This window comes from Streptomyces sp. NPDC047049 (genome assembly GCF_040643995.1).
Classification (GTDB): Bacteria; Actinomycetota; Actinomycetes; order Streptomycetales; family Streptomycetaceae; genus Streptomyces; species Streptomyces mooreae.
Genome location: NZ_JBEYVM010000003.1, coordinates 497467 through 512931, shown reverse-complemented (window position 1 = coordinate 512931; position 15465 = coordinate 497467). Strand labels below are relative to the sequence as shown.

Here is a 15465-nt window from a genome sequence, read left to right as displayed (position 1 = left end):
CCCGTGCCCCGGCCGGACGGGCACCGCGGACACCCGCGCGGCACACCGGCAGCGCCCACCGCGGGCCGGACACGCCTCAGAACAGCGTGCCCGCCTCCGGACCGTCGAGCTCGGCGACCAGCTCGGGCCCGTTGTTGCGGACATTGCTGACCCCGGTCGGAACGGGATAGGCGCGCATCATCCCGGCGGGCGGCGGCGCCAGCAGTGCGCGTATCTCGTCGGGGTCGGTGCGGGACGGGTCGAGCCAGGCGTCCCAGCGGTCCGGGGTCAGCACCAGCGGCATCCGGGGGTGGATCTCGGCCAGCGACTGCGGCCCCTCGTCGCCGGCGGCCCCCGCCAGCGGGGTGGTCTCGGCCTCCGTGGTGACGACCGTGCAGGTCACCCACCAGGCCAGCGGGTGGTCGCCGGGCAGCGTCCGGTCCCGCCAGAATTCGTAGAGCCCGGCCATCGCCATCACGGACCCGTCCGCGGGCGTCACGAAGTACGGCTGCTTACGGGGCCGCTTCTTCCTGCCCTGCTCCTCCAGCTGCCGCTCCGCGGCGTCGGTGACCCACTCGAAGTAGCCGTCCCCGGGGAGCAGGCACCGCCGGGTCGCGAAGGCCTGCCGGAAGGACGGCTTCTCGTGCACCGTCTCGGCCCGCGCATTGATCATCTTCGCGGCGGCCTCGGGTGACTTCGACCACGACGGGACCAGGCCCCACTTCAGCGTCCGCAGCTGGCGCACCGGGCCGTCCGGGACGGCGGCGCCGGCCGCCGCGCCCTTGAGGGGACGTTCGAGCACCACGTGCACCCGGTCCGTCGGCGCCACGTTCCAACTGGGCGCCAGGGTCTCCGCCGGCTCCCACTGCTGAACGCCGAAGGTCCCCACCAGGTCCTCGGGGCGACGGCTCGCTGCATACCTACCGCACATGCATGCCACACTGCCATGCCACACGAAGGGGAGACATGGACACCGACCACCTCACGGACATATGGAGCCGAGTCTTCGGGACCCAGCCCGCCCCGTCGCTCTGGCTGGTGATCATCACGGCGGTGCTCGCCCTGGGCGCCGTCGTCCCGCACACCGCCTGGCGGCTGTCACGGAACGCCGTCACCATCGCCCACGAGGGCGGCCACGGACTGATCGCCCTGCTCACCGGCCGCCGTCTGGACGGCATCCGGCTGCATTCGGACACCTCGGGCCTGACCGTTTCGCGCGGCAAGCCGACCGGTCTGGGCATGGTGCTGACCGCCGCGGCCGGCTACATCGCGCCGTCCCTGCTGGGTCTGGCGGGCGCCGCGCTGCTCGCCGCGGGCCACATCACGGCACTGCTGTGGGGCGCGACCGCACTGCTGCTGGCGATGCTCATCATGATCCGTAACGCGTACGGCGTGCTCACCGTCGTGCTCACCGGCGCCGCGTTCGTGCTGGTGTCCTGGCTGACGACGGCCGAGGTGCAGGCGGCGTTCGCCTATGTGGTGGTGTGGTTCCTGCTGCTGGGCGGGGTGCGGCCGCCGTTCGAGCTGATGGGCAAGCGGCGTCGCGGAGGGGCCGTGGACTCCGATCCGGACCAGCTGGCGCGCCTGACCCATGTCCCGGCGGCCGTCTGGCTCGGCCTCTTCCACGTGGTGACGCTGTGCTCCCTGACGGGCGGCGGGCGCTGGCTGCTCGGCCTCTGACGCCCACCGCCCCGGGCGCCGGCCGGATCCCGTACCGCCACGCCCGGGGGCCCGCCGCACGCCCGCGGTGCGCGCCCGGGGTGCCCGCCGCCACGCCGGAGGAGCCCGCCGCCACCCCGCTCCCGGCACGCCGACGCACTATCACTGCCACGTTTCGGCGGGGTTGCGCCGCTTTTGATCAAGATCGGCACCCTTGCCCAGCCATTAAAGTAAGGGGCATGACCGAGAGCCCCGCACACCCCGCCCTCTGGCCCGCCCCGCTCGCCGCCGGGGCCGTCGATGCCACCGTCACCGTGCCCGGCTCCAAATCGGTCACCAACCGCGGCCTGGTCCTGGCCGCCCTCTCCTCCGAGCCCGGCTGGCTGCGCCGGCCGCTGCGCTCCCGGGACACGCTCCTGATGGCCGAGGCGCTGCGCACCCTGGGCGTCGGCATCGAGGAGACCGCCTCCTCCAGCTCCGCCGGCGCCACCGCGCAGCCCGGCGGCGGTGAGGCCTGGCGGATCATCCCGGCGGGTCTGCACGGCCCGGCCACCATCGACGTCGGCAACGCCGGCACGGTCATGCGCTTCCTCCCCCCGGTCGCCGCGCTCGCCGACGGCCCGATCCGCTTCGACGGCGACCCCCGCTCCTACGAGCGCCCGCTCGGCGGCGTGATCGACGCGCTGCGTGCCCTGGGCGCCCGGATCGACGACGACAACCGCGGCGCGCTGCCGATGACGGTCTTCGGCAGCGGCGCCCTGGACGGCGGCCCGGTCGAGATCGACGCCTCCTCGTCCTCCCAGTTCGTCAGCGCCCTGCTGCTGTCCGCGCCGCGCTTCAACCAGGGCGTCGAGGTCCGGCACGTGGGCGCGGCGCTGCCCTCCATGCCGCACATCCGGATGACCGTCGACATGCTGCGCAGCGTCGGCGCACAGGTGGACACCCCGGAGGCGGGCGGCGAGCCGAACGTCTGGCGGGTCACCCCCGGCGCGCTGCTCGGCCGCGACCTGGTCGTCGAGCCGGACCTGTCCAACGCGCAGCCGTTCCTGGCCGCGGCGCTGGTCACCGGCGGCCGGGTGACCATCCCGGACTGGCCCGAGCACACCACCCAGCCCGGCGACGCGCTGCGCGAGATCTTCACCACCATGGGCGGTTCCTGCGAGCTGACCGAGCAGGGGCTGACCTTCACCGGCAGCGGCCGGATCCACGGCATCGACGTCGACCTGAGCGAGGTCGGCGAGCTGACCCCGGGCATCGCCGCGGTCGCCGCCCTGGCCGACTCCCCCTCCACGCTGCGCGGGGTGGCGCATCTGCGGCTCCACGAGACCGACCGGCTGGCCGCGCTCACCAAGGAGTTCAACGAACTCGGCGGCGATGTCACCGAGACCGCGGACGGCCTGCACATCCGGCCGCGCCCCCTGCACGGCGGGATCTTCCACACCTACGAGGACCACCGGCTGGCCACCGCCGCAGCGGTCATCGGCCTGGCGGTCGACGGCGTGGAGGTGGAGAACGTCGCCACCACCGCCAAGACCCTGCCGGACTTCCCGGCGATGTGGACGGACATGCTCGGCTCTCCGGCCGTCCCCGCCCGGAGAGCGTGAGGGCTCAGCCACCATGCGCCGCTACGGAAAGAACCCCGACGAGGACGACATCCGCGTCCGCCCCAACCCCAAGGGCAACCGCCCCCGCACCAACATCCGCCCCAAGCACGAGGACGCCGGCGAGGGCCTGGTGCTGACCGTCGACCGCGGCCGGCTGACCTGCCTGGTCGACGGCCGTACGGTCACCGCGATGAAGGCCCGTGAACTCGGCCGCAAGAGCGCGGTGGTCGGCGACCGGGTCGCCGTCGTCGGGGACCTGACCGGCGCCAAGGACACCCTCGCCCGGATCGTCCGGGTCGAGTCGCGCTCCTCGACGCTGCGCCGTACGGCCGACGACGACGACCCGTTCGAGCGGGTCGTGGTCGCCAACGCCGACCAGCTCGCGATCGTCACCGCGCTGGCCGACCCCGAGCCGCGCCCCCGGCTCATCGACCGCTGCCTGGTCGCCGCCTACGACGCGGGCCTCGACCCGCTGCTGGTGCTGACCAAGTCCGATCTGGCCTCCGCGGACACCCTGTTGGAGTCCTACGGCGCGCTCGGCGTCCCCTACCTGGTCACCAACCGCGACGAACTCGCCGACGGCAGCGCCGCCGAGCGGGTGCGGGCCGCGCTGACGGGCCGGATGACGGCGTTCGTCGGCCACTCCGGGGTGGGCAAGACCACCTTGGTCAACTCCCTGGTCCCGGAGCGCCGCCGGGCCATCGGCCACGTCAACGCGGTCACCGGCCGCGGGCGGCACACCACCACCTCCGCGCTGGCGCTCCCGCTGCCCGGCGACTCGGGCTGGGTCATCGACACCCCGGGCGTACGGTCCTTCGGGCTGCATCACGTGGATCCGTCCCGGGTCATCCACGCCTTCCCGGATCTGGAGCCCGGTACCGCGGGCTGTCCGCGCGCCTGCAGTCACGACGAGCCGGACTGCGCGCTGGACGCCTGGGTCGCCGACGGGCACGCCGACCCGGCCCGTCTCTACTCCCTGCGCCGCCTCCTGGCCACCCGCGAACGACGCGAGGGCGACTGACCTTTGACGTTTGCCACCGCCCGCCGGAGGTAAAGGCATAATCACACCAAGGTCGGCGTAGTGCTCAAGCAGGCCCTGATCGCCCGGACGGGGCCCGAACGAGTGATTCTGACGCCCCGTCGTCGCTCATGTAAGACAGGCCCTGGCTGACGGAGGCAATGGGACATGGCGTGGCTGCTGGTCGTGGTGGCGGGGATCCTGGAGACCGGCTTCGCGGTCTGCCTCAAGCTCTCGCACGGCTTCACCCGCCTCTTCCCGACCATCGCCTTCGCGGCCTTCGCCCTCGGCAGCTTCGGCCTGCTGACGCTGGCGCTGCGCAAGCTCGACGTCGGCCCGGCGTATGCCGTGTGGACCGGCATCGGCGCGGCCGGGACGGCGATCTACGGCATGGTCTTCCTCGGCGACCTGGTCTCCACTCTCAAGATCGTCTCCATCACCCTGGTCATCGTCGGCGTGGTCGGTCTGCAGCTGTCGGGGTCGGCGCACTGAACGCGGGAGCGCCGGTCCGCGCGGGGCTCGGCACAGAGGCCTGAGGGGCCGCTTCGGTCACCGCCGGTGCGCGCGTGCGGCCCGTGACACCGCCTGCCCGTGACACCCCGTCACCCCCGGTCGGCCGACGCGGTCGTCACGGTCTCCTGTCTTCCCTGGCCGACCGGTGAGGCACCGGCCGCCGTCCCCGCCGTCCCCGCCGTCCGGGCGAAGGCGCCCCGTACGAGCCGGGACACCGCCTCCGTCTCCAGCTCCCGGCGCGCGGGCTGAGCCGGGATGCGTCCGGGAACCTGCGCGGCGCCGGAGGCCGGCGGGGCGACGACGCAGGCCAGGGTCAGCCGCGCCGCGGTCTCGCAGGCGGTGCCCAGGGCGGGCAGCTCCTCCGCGGGCCAGTCGGGCTCCAGCGCCGCGACCGCCTGGTCGCAGAAGCGGCCGACGAGCTCCGCGGGCCCCGGCAGCAGCCCCTCGGCGGGCGCCGCCGCGCGCTGTACGGGGGTGCCGGACCGGTCGGCCCGCACCGGCGCCGGGTCGGCCGGCACCCTCGAAGGGTTCGGCAGCCGGTCGCCCCAGCAGCCGGTCAGCACGGCCCTGACCAGGGGGTTCGCACGGGCGGTCCGGAGTGTCCAGGCGGCCGCGGCCACCACCCGGCCGGGCGCGTCGCCGCGCGCCCCCGCGGCCGAGGCGCCCCGTGACAGCGCCCGGGCGACCCCGGCGAGGTAGTTCTCGGTCTCCCGGCGGACCAGGGCGCGGGCCAGCCCTTCCTAGCTGCCGAACTCGTTGTAGAGCGTCTGCCGGGAGACACCGGCGGCGGCCGCGACATCGACCATCCGGATGGCCGTCCAGGCGCGTTGCGTCAGCGCCGTGTAGGCGGCATCGAGCAGGGATTCACGCGCTGCGGGCATCCGTCGCCTCCCCGGCCGCCGGCCCAGGTGGCCGGTGTGCGCACAGAATTGACGCGGTGCCAGGTACTGTCAAGGGTCGTCGCGGCACCTGCGCACCAGGGGTCCCGAGGCTGTCACACGCCCGGCGGCGCATGGCCGTGTGGCTCCTGCGTAGACCAATCGATACTGTTCGCCCATGCCCGACTATCACGATGATCTTCGCCTCGGCCATGTTCTCGCGGACGCCGCGGACGCCGCCACCATGGAGCGCTTCAAGGCACTCGACCTCAAGGTCGAGACCAAACCGGACATGACGCCGGTGAGCGAGGCGGACAAGGCCGCCGAGGAGCTGATCCGCGGCCAGCTCCAGCGGGCCCGGCCACGCGATGCCGTGCTCGGCGAGGAGTTCGGCAGCGAGGGCACGGGGCCGCGGCGCTGGATCATCGACCCGATCGACGGCACGAAGAACTACGTCCGCGGAGTGCCGGTCTGGGCGACGCTGATCGCGCTGATGGAGCGCGGCGAGAGCGGCGACCGCCCGGTGGTCGGCATCGTCTCCGCCCCGGCGCTCAACCGCCGCTGGTGGGCCGCCGACGGCCTGGGGGCGTTCACCGGCCGCAGCCTGACCTCCGCCACCCGGCTTCAGGTCTCGCAGGTCGGCCGCATCCAGGACGCCTCGTTCGCCTACTCGTCGCTGACCGGCTGGGAGGAGCGCGGCAAGCTGCCCGGTTTCCTCGACCTGAGCCGGGACTGCTGGCGCACCCGCGGCTACGGTGACTTCTGGCCGTACATGATGATCGCCGAGGGATCGGTGGACATCTGCGCGGAGCCGGAGCTCTCGCTGTGGGACATGGCGGCGTGCGCGGTGGTCGTGAAGGAGGCCGGCGGGCAGTTCACCGGGCTGGACGGCAAGCCGGGCCCGCACAGCGGCAACGCGGCGGCCTCCAACGGCCTGCTGCACGAGGACCTGCTGGGCTATCTCGGCGACTCCCCGCGCTGAACCGCGGCACTGACCTGCGGGGCTGAACTGCGGCGCTGACCTGCTGCGGGGCGGATATTCGGACACCCGTCCCGCAGTTGCCCCTTGTTGCATCGACACAGGCATGTGAACATGAGAATCCCCACTTTGTGAACTTGTGAATCCCTTCGCAAGGCACATTCACCAAGGAGGTGGCTCCACTCCATGCCCATGCACGTCAAAGACGCCATGAGCACGGTGGTCCTCACCATCGGGCCCGCCCACACCCTCCGACAGGCGGCTCAGCTGATGGCGGCCCGCCGCATCGGCGCGGCCGTGGTCCTCGACAACGACAACAGCGGTATCGGCATCCTCACCGAGCGCGACATCCTCAACTCCCTCGGCGCGGGCGAGAACCCCGACCGGGAGACCGCCCAGACCCACACCACCTCGGACGTGGTCTTCGCCGCTCCGCACTGGACCCTCGACGACGCCGCGGACGCCATGGTGCGCGGCGGCTTCCGCCATCTGATCGTGCTCAACGACCATGAACCGGTCGGCGTGGTGTCCGTACGCGACATCATCCGCTGCTGGTCAACCGCCACGGAACGGGCCGACGCCGAGCGGACCGACGCCGTACCCGCCTGAACCGCGAACGGCTCCGGCGGCGAACATCCCGGAGCCCCCCACACGAAGAGGCCGGAGCCCACTGGCATCCGGCCTCTTCGCTTATACGGCAGCGACAATTGAGCAACCCCCACGGCGATCAACCACCTCCGCGAAAGCGGCGGCGGCTTAGCCGCAAAGAGGGGTTCAGCCGCGCAGGGCCTGGACCGCGGCCTCCAGCCGCTTGCCGTAGTCCGCGTCCGCCTTGCGGAAGTTCTCGATCGCCCGCTGGGCGATGTCGTCGCGGGAGACCTTGGAGATGAAGCCCGCCAGGTTGTCGATCAGGCGCTCCCTCTCGTCCTCCGACATCAGGCGGTAGAGGGTGCCGGCCTGGACGAAGTCGGTGTCCTCGGCGTGCGAGGGCGCGGCCTGCTCTCCGGTGGGGCCGGTCACGGTGGCCGGCTGCCACAGGGGGCGGCCGGTCTCCTTCGGGCCGCCGAAGCTGTTGGGCTCGTAGTTCTTCGCGCCCGCGTGCCGGCCGTCGTAGAGCACACCGTCCCGGCCGTGGCTGCGCGCCTCGGTGGCGTGCGGGCGGTTCACCGGGAGGTGGTCGGCGTTGATGCCGACGCGGTAGCGGTGCGCGTCGCCGTAGGCGAAGAGACGGCCCTGGAGCATCTTGTCGGGGGACGGGCCGATACCCGGCACGAAGTGGTGCGGGGAGAAGATCGACTGCTCGACCTCGGCGAAGATGTTCTGCGGGTTGCGGTTGAGCTCCAGCTTGCCGATCTCGATCGGCGGGTAGTCCTCGTGCGGCCAGACCTTGGTCAGGTCGAACGGGTTGAAGCGGTAGGTGGCCGCGTCGGCCTCGGGCATGATCTGCACCTGGACGGTCCAGCTCGGGAAGTCGCCCCGCTCGATGGACTGGCGCAGATCGCGCTGGTGGCTGTCGGCGTCCTCACCGGCGAGCTTGTCGGCCTCGGCCTGGGTGAGGTTCTTGATGCCCTGGTCGGTCTTGAAGTGGTACTTGACCCAGAAGACCTCACCGGCGGCGTTGTTCCACTGGAAGGTGTGCGAGCCGTAGCCGTTCATGTGGCGGTAGGAGGCGGGGATGCCGCGGTCTCCGAACAGCCAGGTGACCTGGTGGGTGGACTCCGGCGACAGGCCCCAGAAGTCCCAGACGTTGTCCGCCTCCTGCGAGCCGGTGTACGGGTCGCGCTTCTGGGTGTGAATGAAGTCGGGGAACTTGATGGCGTCCTTGATGAAGAACACCGGGGTGTTGTTGCCGACGAGGTCATAGTTGCCCTCTTCGGTGTAGAACTTCAGCGCGAAACCGCGCGGGTCACGCACCGCGTCGGCCGAGCCGAGGTTGCCCGCGACGGTGGAGAAGCGCAGGAAGGTCTCGGTCTGCTTGCCGACCTCGGAGAGGAAGTGGGCGCGGGTGTACTTGGTCACATCCGCGGTCACCGTGAACGTGCCGTACGCGGCGGCGCCGCGGGCGTGCACGATGCGCTCCGGGATGCGCTCGCGGTTGAAGTGCGCGAGCTTTTCGATCAGGAGCTGGTCCTGGATAAGGCCGGGACCGCCGATGCCGGCTGTCTCGCTGTTCTGGTTGTCCCCGACCGGAGCCCCGGACTCCGTGGTCAGCGGTCCGGTGGTGCTCTCTACCGACACGTGCGCCTCCTGGAAAGTCTTCTACACCTGCCCTTGGCTTGCGCCGGTCACGATCCTACATTGGACAATGTCTAAGTCAAGAAGAATGCGAAAGCAGTACTCGATCCGGCGATGGACCTACCACTGCTACCCTGGCTTTATCTGACTGATAGGTGAATGGCATGAGTGACCTGCTGGAACGGCTCCGAGGACGCGGCTGGCGGCTGACCGCGCAGCGACGCGTCGTCGCCGAGGTCCTCGACGGGGACCACGTCCACTACACCGCCGACGAGGTGCACGCGCTGGCATCCGACCGGCTCCCCGAGATCTCCCGCGCCACGGTCTACAACACTCTGGGCGAGCTGGTCTCGCTCGGTGAGGTGATCGAGGTGAGCACGGACGGCCGGGCCAAGCGCTACGACCCCAACGCCCACCACGACCACCAGCACCTGATCTGCTCGCGGTGCGGCACGATCCGCGACGTCCACGTCCAGGGCGACCCGCTCTCGGCCCTGCCCGAGCCGGAGCGCTACGGCTTCCAGGTCTCCGAGGTCACCGTGACCTACCGGGGCATCTGCCCCACCTGCAGCGCCCCGTCCTGACGCCGGGGCACACCGGCCCCCGCCCGGGCCTCCCGCGCACCGCGTCACGCCATACGCACCGTCGAGCCCGCGCCCACCCGGCCGCGGGCTCCTTCGCGCACCCGGCGGGCCCGCCGTCCGCACTCCCGTCACCGCACCCCCTGCCGACCCGTCCCGCACATCGGCCCACCCCGCATCTCGCCCGGTCCCGTGCATCAGCTCACCCCGCACCCTGCCCGCACGCCCCCTGATCCAATCTGACGGGGCGTCATATCGTCGGCACGCCGCACTTTCCGGCCACCGAGCCCGTGCGGCGCCCGGGCCCCGCACGACGGCGGCACCCTGTCCGCACTCCTCAGGGAACACCCCGTTGCGGCGAGAATCGGCTCCAGAATGCCTACCGCGCGGCGGCGGGCGCCTTGGCGGCATCACCAGGGGCGCCCCGCTGCCGGAGAACCGGCTCGTCGACCGCGGCATCCGCCCGGAAGTCGGCCGCAACTCCCGCACGGAAGCGGCCGGCCACCGGATTCCGGGGTAAGCACGGCGGCAGGCATGCATGACGAAGGCCCGGATCCCTGAGGATCCGGGCCTTCGTCTTCAGTAGCGGGGACAGGATTTGAACCTGCGACCTCTGGGTTATGAGCCCAGCGAGCTACCGAGCTGCTCCACCCCGCGTCGTTGTGCCCTTACTTTAACCCCGGGCCGACGACCAGCGCAAATTCCTTCCGCGCGGCCCGGGGCCCGGCCCTGTGGCCGGGCCCCGGGCCTCCCGGACACCCGTGGGACGCCCGCTACGCGCTGAGCTCCTCCTGGAGCGCCGCCCGCAGCCGCGCCGCACGCTCCGCCACCTCCGGCGGCCCCAGCTCGACGGCGCGCGCACACCAGCTCTGCGCCTCCGCGAGCGCGCCGCGCCGGGCGGCGAGCAGCGCCAGCCGCAGCGCCGCCCGGCCATGGCCGGTCTCGGCGGCGCGCTGCCACCACAGGGCAGCCTCGGGAAGGCTGCCCTCACGGGCCAGCAGCAGCCCGAGGTTGAAGGCGCCGTTGCGGCTGCCCGCCTCGGCCGCCGCGCGGTACCACTCGGCGGCCTCGACGGCATCCCCGCGGGCCGCCGCGAACATGCCGACCCGGACCTGGGCACGCCGGTGCCCCTGGCGGGCGGCCCGCTCGTACCACTGCACGCTCTCGTCGTCCGCCGTGCGCTCGCTGTCCGCCAGCCCCTCGCCGGCGGCCGCCGCCCGGCGGTCGAGCAGGTCCGCGAGCCGGAAGGCCGCCTCGGAGCTGCCGCCGCCGGCCGCACAGCGCAGATTGCGCTCCGCGTCCTGCAGCGCACCGTCCCGCAGCTGCACGATGGCGACCTGGAGGGCCGCCTCCGTGTGCCCGGCCGCGGCCGCCCGCTCGTACCAGGTGTGCGCCATACGCTCGGCGCCGCGCCCGGCGAAGAGGATGCCGAGGTTGAACGCGGCATCGACGCTGCCCGCCTCGGCCGCCTTGGAGAACCACGGCTCGGCTCCCGCGGCGTCACCGCGCTGCAGCAGCAGGATGGCCAGCGCGTTGGCGGCCTCGCGGTGCCCGGCGTAGGCGGCCCGGCGGTACCACTGCTCGCCGCGCCCCTCCCGGCCCTGCTCGGCGCAGAGCAGCCCGATGTTGTAGGCGCCGTTGACGTCCCCGGCGTCCAGCGCGACGCGGTACCAGCGCTCGGCGGTCTGCAGTTCGCCGCGGTCGGCGTGCAGCGCTCCCAGGGCGTTGGCAGCGTTGCCATCGCCGTCCTGGGCCGCCCGCCGCCACCATTCGGCGGCGCTCTCCTCGTCCCCCGCGTCCCGCAGCAGGAAGCCCAGCGCACAGGCCGCGCGCGCCTCGCCGTCCTTGGCGGCGGAGAGGTACCAGCGGCCCGCCTCCTGGACGTCGCCACGGTCCTCCAGCAGCGCACCGAGCTGCAGCGCGGCCCGCCGGTGGCCCCGCGCGGCGGCCTGGCGGTACCACTGCTCGGCCTCCTCCTGCCGGTTCAGCTCGCCGTACGCGGGGACCGCGCGCCGGTCCGAGTCGCGGCCGTCCTCGATGAGCCGGGCCAGGCGGTACGCGGCCTCACGGTGGCCCCGCTCGGCGGCCGTACGGAACCAGCGCTCGGCGCCGATGTCACCGCGGTGCTCCAGCAGGTCGGCCAGGGCGTACGCGCCCAGGCAGTGCCCGGACTCGGCGGACTGGCGCAGCCAGTACTCGGCGGCCGGCTCGTCGCCGCGCTCGCGGTAGTGGCGCCCGAGGGCGTGCGCCGCGGCGGCGGAGCCCGCGACGGCCGCGATCCGCCACCAGCCCGCCGCCTCGTCCCCGTAGCCCCGCTGGTGCAGCAGCACGCCGAGGTTGTTGGCCGCGGCGCGGTCGCCGGCGGCGGCCGCGGAACGCAGATGCGACTCGGCGCCGTCGAGGTCACCGCGGCGCAGCAGCATCGCGCCGAGCGCGCTCATGGCGGCGGTGTCGCCCGCCTCGGCGGCCCGGCGGTGGCCGGACTCGGTCACGGCATCGGACGCTTCGGCGGCCTCCGCGGCCTCCATCGCGTCGATCGGCAGCTCGGATTCGCGCCCGTCGTCGGGCGCATGCACAAACCGGTCCGTCTCCAACAACCTTGCCTTGTCCCCCATAAGCCCCATCGTCGCATCACCTGTAACCCGCGTACACCTGGTATACCGCAGCCAGTGAGGTCACTTCAGCGGTTTGTCGACTTCCCGACACGACGACTTGGCAAACTCAAGCACACACCTACCCCACATCTGCCGCGCGACCCGGCTTTGACCGGTAACGAACCCGAAGACATGACGGGACGACGGCATGAAGACATGACGAAGGCCCGGATCCCTGAAGATCCGGGCCTTCGTCTTTGGTAGCGGGGACAGGATTTGAACCTGCGACCTCTGGGTTATGAGCCCAGCGAGCTACCGAGCTGCTCCACCCCGCGTCGTTGTGTCCTCAACGTATCACGGCAGCGGGACGGCCCGGACCACCGCGGCTCCGTGGCCGCCGGCACGAACCGGCGGCCACGGGGCCAGGGGGCGGACGGCGGGGTCAGCCGGCCGGCTTGCCGCCCTTCTGGGACGCCTTCGCCGCACGGTCCAGCGCCGCCTTGAGCTTCTTCTGGGCCTCGCCGTAACCGGCCCAGTCGCCCGAGGCGCGCGCCCTCTCGCCCTCCTCGTAGGCCTTCTGCGCGTCGCCCAGGGCCTGCTGCACCGTCTGGCCGGACGGGGGCTGCTGTCCGGTTCCGGTGTCGCCGCCCGGCGGGTTCTGCGATCCCGTACTCGGCGCCTTCTTGCCGAAGACCACGTCCAGCGCGTCCTTGAGGGAGTCCTCCAGGACGGGCTTGTTGTCGCCGTAGCTGACCAACACCTTCTTCAGGAGCGGGTAGTTGGTGTTGGCACCGCGCAGATACACCGGTTCGACATAGAGCAGTCCGCCGTCCAGTGGCACGGTCAGCAGATTGCCGTACTCGATCTCCGAGTCGCCGAGTTTCTTGAGGATATTGAGCTCATTGGCGATGTTCGGATCGGAGTTGAACTTCGACTGCACCAGCTGCGGACCGGGCACCGGCGTCTGCGAGGGCAGTTTCAGCAGTCTGATCCTGCCGTAGTCGCCGCTGGTCGCATTGGCGTCGACGGCCATGAACGCGCCGAGGTTGTCGCGCTTGTTGGGCGTGAAGCTCGTCGTCAGCGAGAACGCCCGGTTCTTCTGGTCCGGCATTTTCATGCTCAGGTAGTACGGCGGTACCGCGTTGCCCGACTTGGTCGTCGGGTCGTTCGGGATCTGCCAGCGCTCGGAGCCGGTGTAGAAGGTGTCCGGGTCCGTGACGTGGTACGTGGTCAGCAGCTGGCGCTGCACCTTGAAGAGGTCCTGCGGGTAGCGCAGGTGCTCCTTGAGGGCCGGGCTGATGGCGCTCTTCTTCGCGACCGTGCCGGGGAACGACTTCATCCAGGTCTTGAGGACCGGGTCCTTCTCGTCCCACTGGTAGAGCTTCACCGAACCGTCGTAGGCATCCACCGTCGCCTTGACGGAGTTGCGGATGTAGTTGACCTGGTTCTGCTGGGCCACCACCGCCCGCTGGCCGTCGGTGAGCGAATCGGCCGTGCTGTCCCCGAGCGTGGTGCGCGAGGCGTACGGATAGCCGTTGCTGGTGGTGTAGGCGTCGACGATCCACTTGAGCCGGTGGTTGATGACCGCCGGGTAGGCGTCGCCGTCGATGGTCAGCCAGGGGGCGACGGCTTCGACGCGCTCCTTGGGCGTGCGGTTGTACAGGATCCGCGAGCCCTTGCCGATCGCTCCGGAGTAGAGGATCTGCGGCTCCCCGAACGCCGCCGCGTAGGCGGCGCGGTTGACCGGGTTGGAGAGGCTGACGCCGCTGTTGCCCCGGTAGCTGTAGCTCTTCTCGCCGCTGTCGTCGGAGTAGTCCAGTTCCTTCTGCGGACCGCCGACGATGGAGTACTGCGAGGTCTTCTCGCCGTAGTACACCCGCTGCTGGTACGAGCCGAGCTGCCCCTTGGCCGGCAGATCCGACTCGGTGTACTTGGGGCCGCCGCCGTCGGCGGCCTCCGTCCCCTTGGCGGCGACCGCGCCGTAGCCGTGGGTGTACTTGAAGTGGTCGTTGATCCAGTTGCGCTCGGGGATACCCGCGATGTTCAGCTCGCGCAGACCGATGACGGTGTCCTGCTCGGCACCGTCCTCGTCCTTGTAGCGGTCGACGTCGAGGGTCGAGGGGAACTGGTAGTACCCGCGCACCTGCTGCTGTTGCTGGAAGGCCGGCGAGACCACGTTCGGGTCGAGCAGACGCATGCTGGCCGTGGTGTCGGCGTCGTCGCGCAGCCGCTGGCTGTCCGCCTTGTCGGCGGGCTTGTAGTCACCCTTGTACGGCGTGACCTCGGAATTCTGGATGTCGTACGCGTCCCGGGTCGCCTTGATGTTCTGCTTGATGTACGGCGCTTCCTTGGCCTGCTCGTTCGGCTGGACCTGGAACTTCTGCACGATCGCCGGGTACAGCCCGCCGATGAGGATCGCCGAGAGCACCATCAGACCGAAGCCGATCACCGGCAGCTGCCACGTCCGCCGCCAGAGGGTGGCGAAGAACAGCACCGCGCAGATCGCCGCGATGAAGAACAGGATCGTCTTCGCCGGGAGGTAGGCGTTGGCGTCGACGTACCGCAGGCCCGTCCAGTTGTCGGCCGACTTCAGGCCGCTGGACTTGACCGCCAGGCCGTACCGGTCGAGCCAGTACGCGATCGCCTTGAGCGAGACGAAAATGCCCAGCAGCACCGACAGATGGCCGGTGGCCGCCGCGGTCGCCCGCGAGCCGGGGCTGGTCAGCCGCAGTCCGCCGTAGAGGTAGTGGGTCAGCGCCGCGGCGACCAGACACAGTACCGCACAGGCGAAGCCGAAGCTCAACAGGAAGCGGTACCAGGGCAGATCGAACGTGTAGAACGCGATGTCCATGCCGAACTGCGGGTCCGTCTTGCCGAAGGGCACGGCGTTGGCCCACTGCAGGTAGGTCCGCCACTCCCCGGAGGCGGAGGCACCGGCGATCAGGCCGATCACCGCGGTGACCGCGATCAGCGCCCACTTCTTGAAGGGCGCGATGCCCATGCGGTAGCGGTCCAGGCTCTGCTGCTCCACGGACATCGCGCTCAGCGGCGGCCGCAGCCGGTACGCGAGCCAGACGTTGACCCCGACGGCCACGGCCATCAGGACGCCGAAGGCGAAGAACAGGCCGATCTTGGTCCACAGGGTGGTGGTGAAGACCGAGGAGTACTTGACCGAGCGGTACCAGAGCCAATCGGTCCAGAACCCCGCAAACATCACGAAGAGCATGGCCAGGACGGCCAGCACACCCAATGTCATGAGCAGGGTCCGGATCCGCCGCGATGGTCGGCCGACTCTGATCCGTGGCCCTGTCGGGCCTCCGCCGCGGTCCGGCATCTGGAAAGCCAAGGTGCGCACCTCGAAGTTCGCTGTCGTGTGGAGCAGGCCCGGCGATAGTAGGACCCACCGATGCAACTTACGAAGGCTT

General features: G+C 71.3%; 11 protein-coding genes, 2 tRNA genes and 1 pseudogene. 7 read left to right on the top strand and 7 right to left on the bottom strand.

Annotation, left to right across the window (positions count from 1 at the left end; translation table 11 throughout):
* Positions 1–76 precede the first annotated feature (76 nt).
* Positions 77–910: an SOS response-associated peptidase gene (locus tag ABZ851_RS10240; protein ID WP_361124573.1), complete on the bottom strand. Its 834-nt coding sequence runs from the start codon at positions 908–910 to the stop codon at positions 77–79.
* Between the two features lie 35 nt (positions 911–945).
* Between ABZ851_RS10240 and ABZ851_RS10235 the strand changes: the two genes are divergently transcribed.
* The 4 genes from ABZ851_RS10235 to ABZ851_RS10220 all read left to right on the top strand — a co-directional run bounded on the left by ABZ851_RS10235 (position 946) and on the right by ABZ851_RS10220 (position 4752).
* Positions 946–1659, top strand: a complete 714-nt coding sequence (locus ABZ851_RS10235) for a M50 family metallopeptidase (protein WP_361124571.1) — start codon at positions 946–948, stop codon at positions 1657–1659.
* A gap of 218 nt (positions 1660–1877) precedes the next feature.
* A complete protein-coding gene (gene aroA, locus ABZ851_RS10230) occupies positions 1878–3242 on the top strand; it encodes a 3-phosphoshikimate 1-carboxyvinyltransferase (RefSeq protein WP_361124569.1) in 1365 nt (454 codons plus the stop codon).
* Between the two features lie 13 nt (positions 3243–3255).
* On the top strand, positions 3256–4263 hold the full coding sequence (rsgA, locus tag ABZ851_RS10225; RefSeq protein ID WP_088799860.1) for a ribosome small subunit-dependent GTPase A: 1008 nt from the start codon (positions 3256–3258) through the stop codon (positions 4261–4263).
* Positions 4264–4428: 165 nt separating this feature from the next.
* A complete protein-coding gene (locus ABZ851_RS10220; protein WP_086716806.1) occupies positions 4429–4752 on the top strand; it encodes a multidrug efflux SMR transporter in 324 nt (107 codons plus the stop codon).
* Between the two features lie 308 nt (positions 4753–5060).
* Here ABZ851_RS10220 and ABZ851_RS10215 read toward each other — a convergent pair.
* Positions 5061–5654 (bottom strand): annotated as a pseudogene (locus ABZ851_RS10215) (TetR/AcrR family transcriptional regulator); the annotation flags it as partial.
* A 175-nt stretch (positions 5655–5829) separates the two neighbouring features.
* Here ABZ851_RS10215 and hisN point away from each other — a divergent pair.
* On the top strand, positions 5830–6633 hold the full coding sequence (hisN, locus tag ABZ851_RS10210) for a histidinol-phosphatase (RefSeq protein ID WP_088799856.1): 804 nt from the start codon (positions 5830–5832) through the stop codon (positions 6631–6633).
* Between the two features lie 189 nt (positions 6634–6822).
* Positions 6823–7239 carry a CBS domain-containing protein gene (locus ABZ851_RS10205; protein WP_361124945.1) on the top strand — a complete coding sequence of 139 codons (417 nt, stop codon included), beginning with the start codon at positions 6823–6825 and terminating at the stop codon, positions 7237–7239.
* Positions 7240–7404: 165 nt separating this feature from the next.
* Here the strand turns inward: ABZ851_RS10205 and ABZ851_RS10200 are convergent, their stop codons facing one another.
* Entirely contained in the window at positions 7405–8868 is a 1464-nt protein-coding gene (locus tag ABZ851_RS10200) for a catalase (protein ID WP_361124566.1), read from the bottom strand.
* A 161-nt stretch (positions 8869–9029) separates the two neighbouring features.
* Here ABZ851_RS10200 and ABZ851_RS10195 point away from each other — a divergent pair, with 161 nt between their 5' ends.
* Positions 9030–9449 carry a Fur family transcriptional regulator gene (locus tag ABZ851_RS10195; protein ID WP_088799853.1) on the top strand — a complete coding sequence of 140 codons (420 nt, stop codon included), beginning with the start codon at positions 9030–9032 and terminating at the stop codon, positions 9447–9449.
* A gap of 580 nt (positions 9450–10029) precedes the next feature.
* Here the strand turns inward: ABZ851_RS10195 and ABZ851_RS10190 are convergent.
* From ABZ851_RS10190 to ABZ851_RS10175, 4 genes are all read right to left on the bottom strand, one after another.
* Positions 10030–10103: transfer RNA gene (locus ABZ851_RS10190), tRNA-Met, on the bottom strand.
* Positions 10104–10219: 116 nt separating this feature from the next.
* Complete coding sequence (locus ABZ851_RS10185) at positions 10220–12070, bottom strand: sel1 repeat family protein (RefSeq protein ID WP_361124564.1); 1851 nt, start codon at positions 12068–12070, stop codon at positions 10220–10222.
* Positions 12071–12298: 228 nt separating this feature from the next.
* Positions 12299–12375: transfer RNA gene (locus tag ABZ851_RS10180), tRNA-Met, on the bottom strand.
* 107 nt (positions 12376–12482) lie between these two features.
* The gene (locus tag ABZ851_RS10175; RefSeq protein ID WP_361124562.1) at positions 12483–15296 is read right to left on the bottom strand and encodes a UPF0182 family protein; all 2814 of its coding nucleotides are present in this window, start codon (positions 15294–15296) and stop codon (positions 12483–12485) included.
* Positions 15297–15465 lie beyond the last annotated feature (169 nt).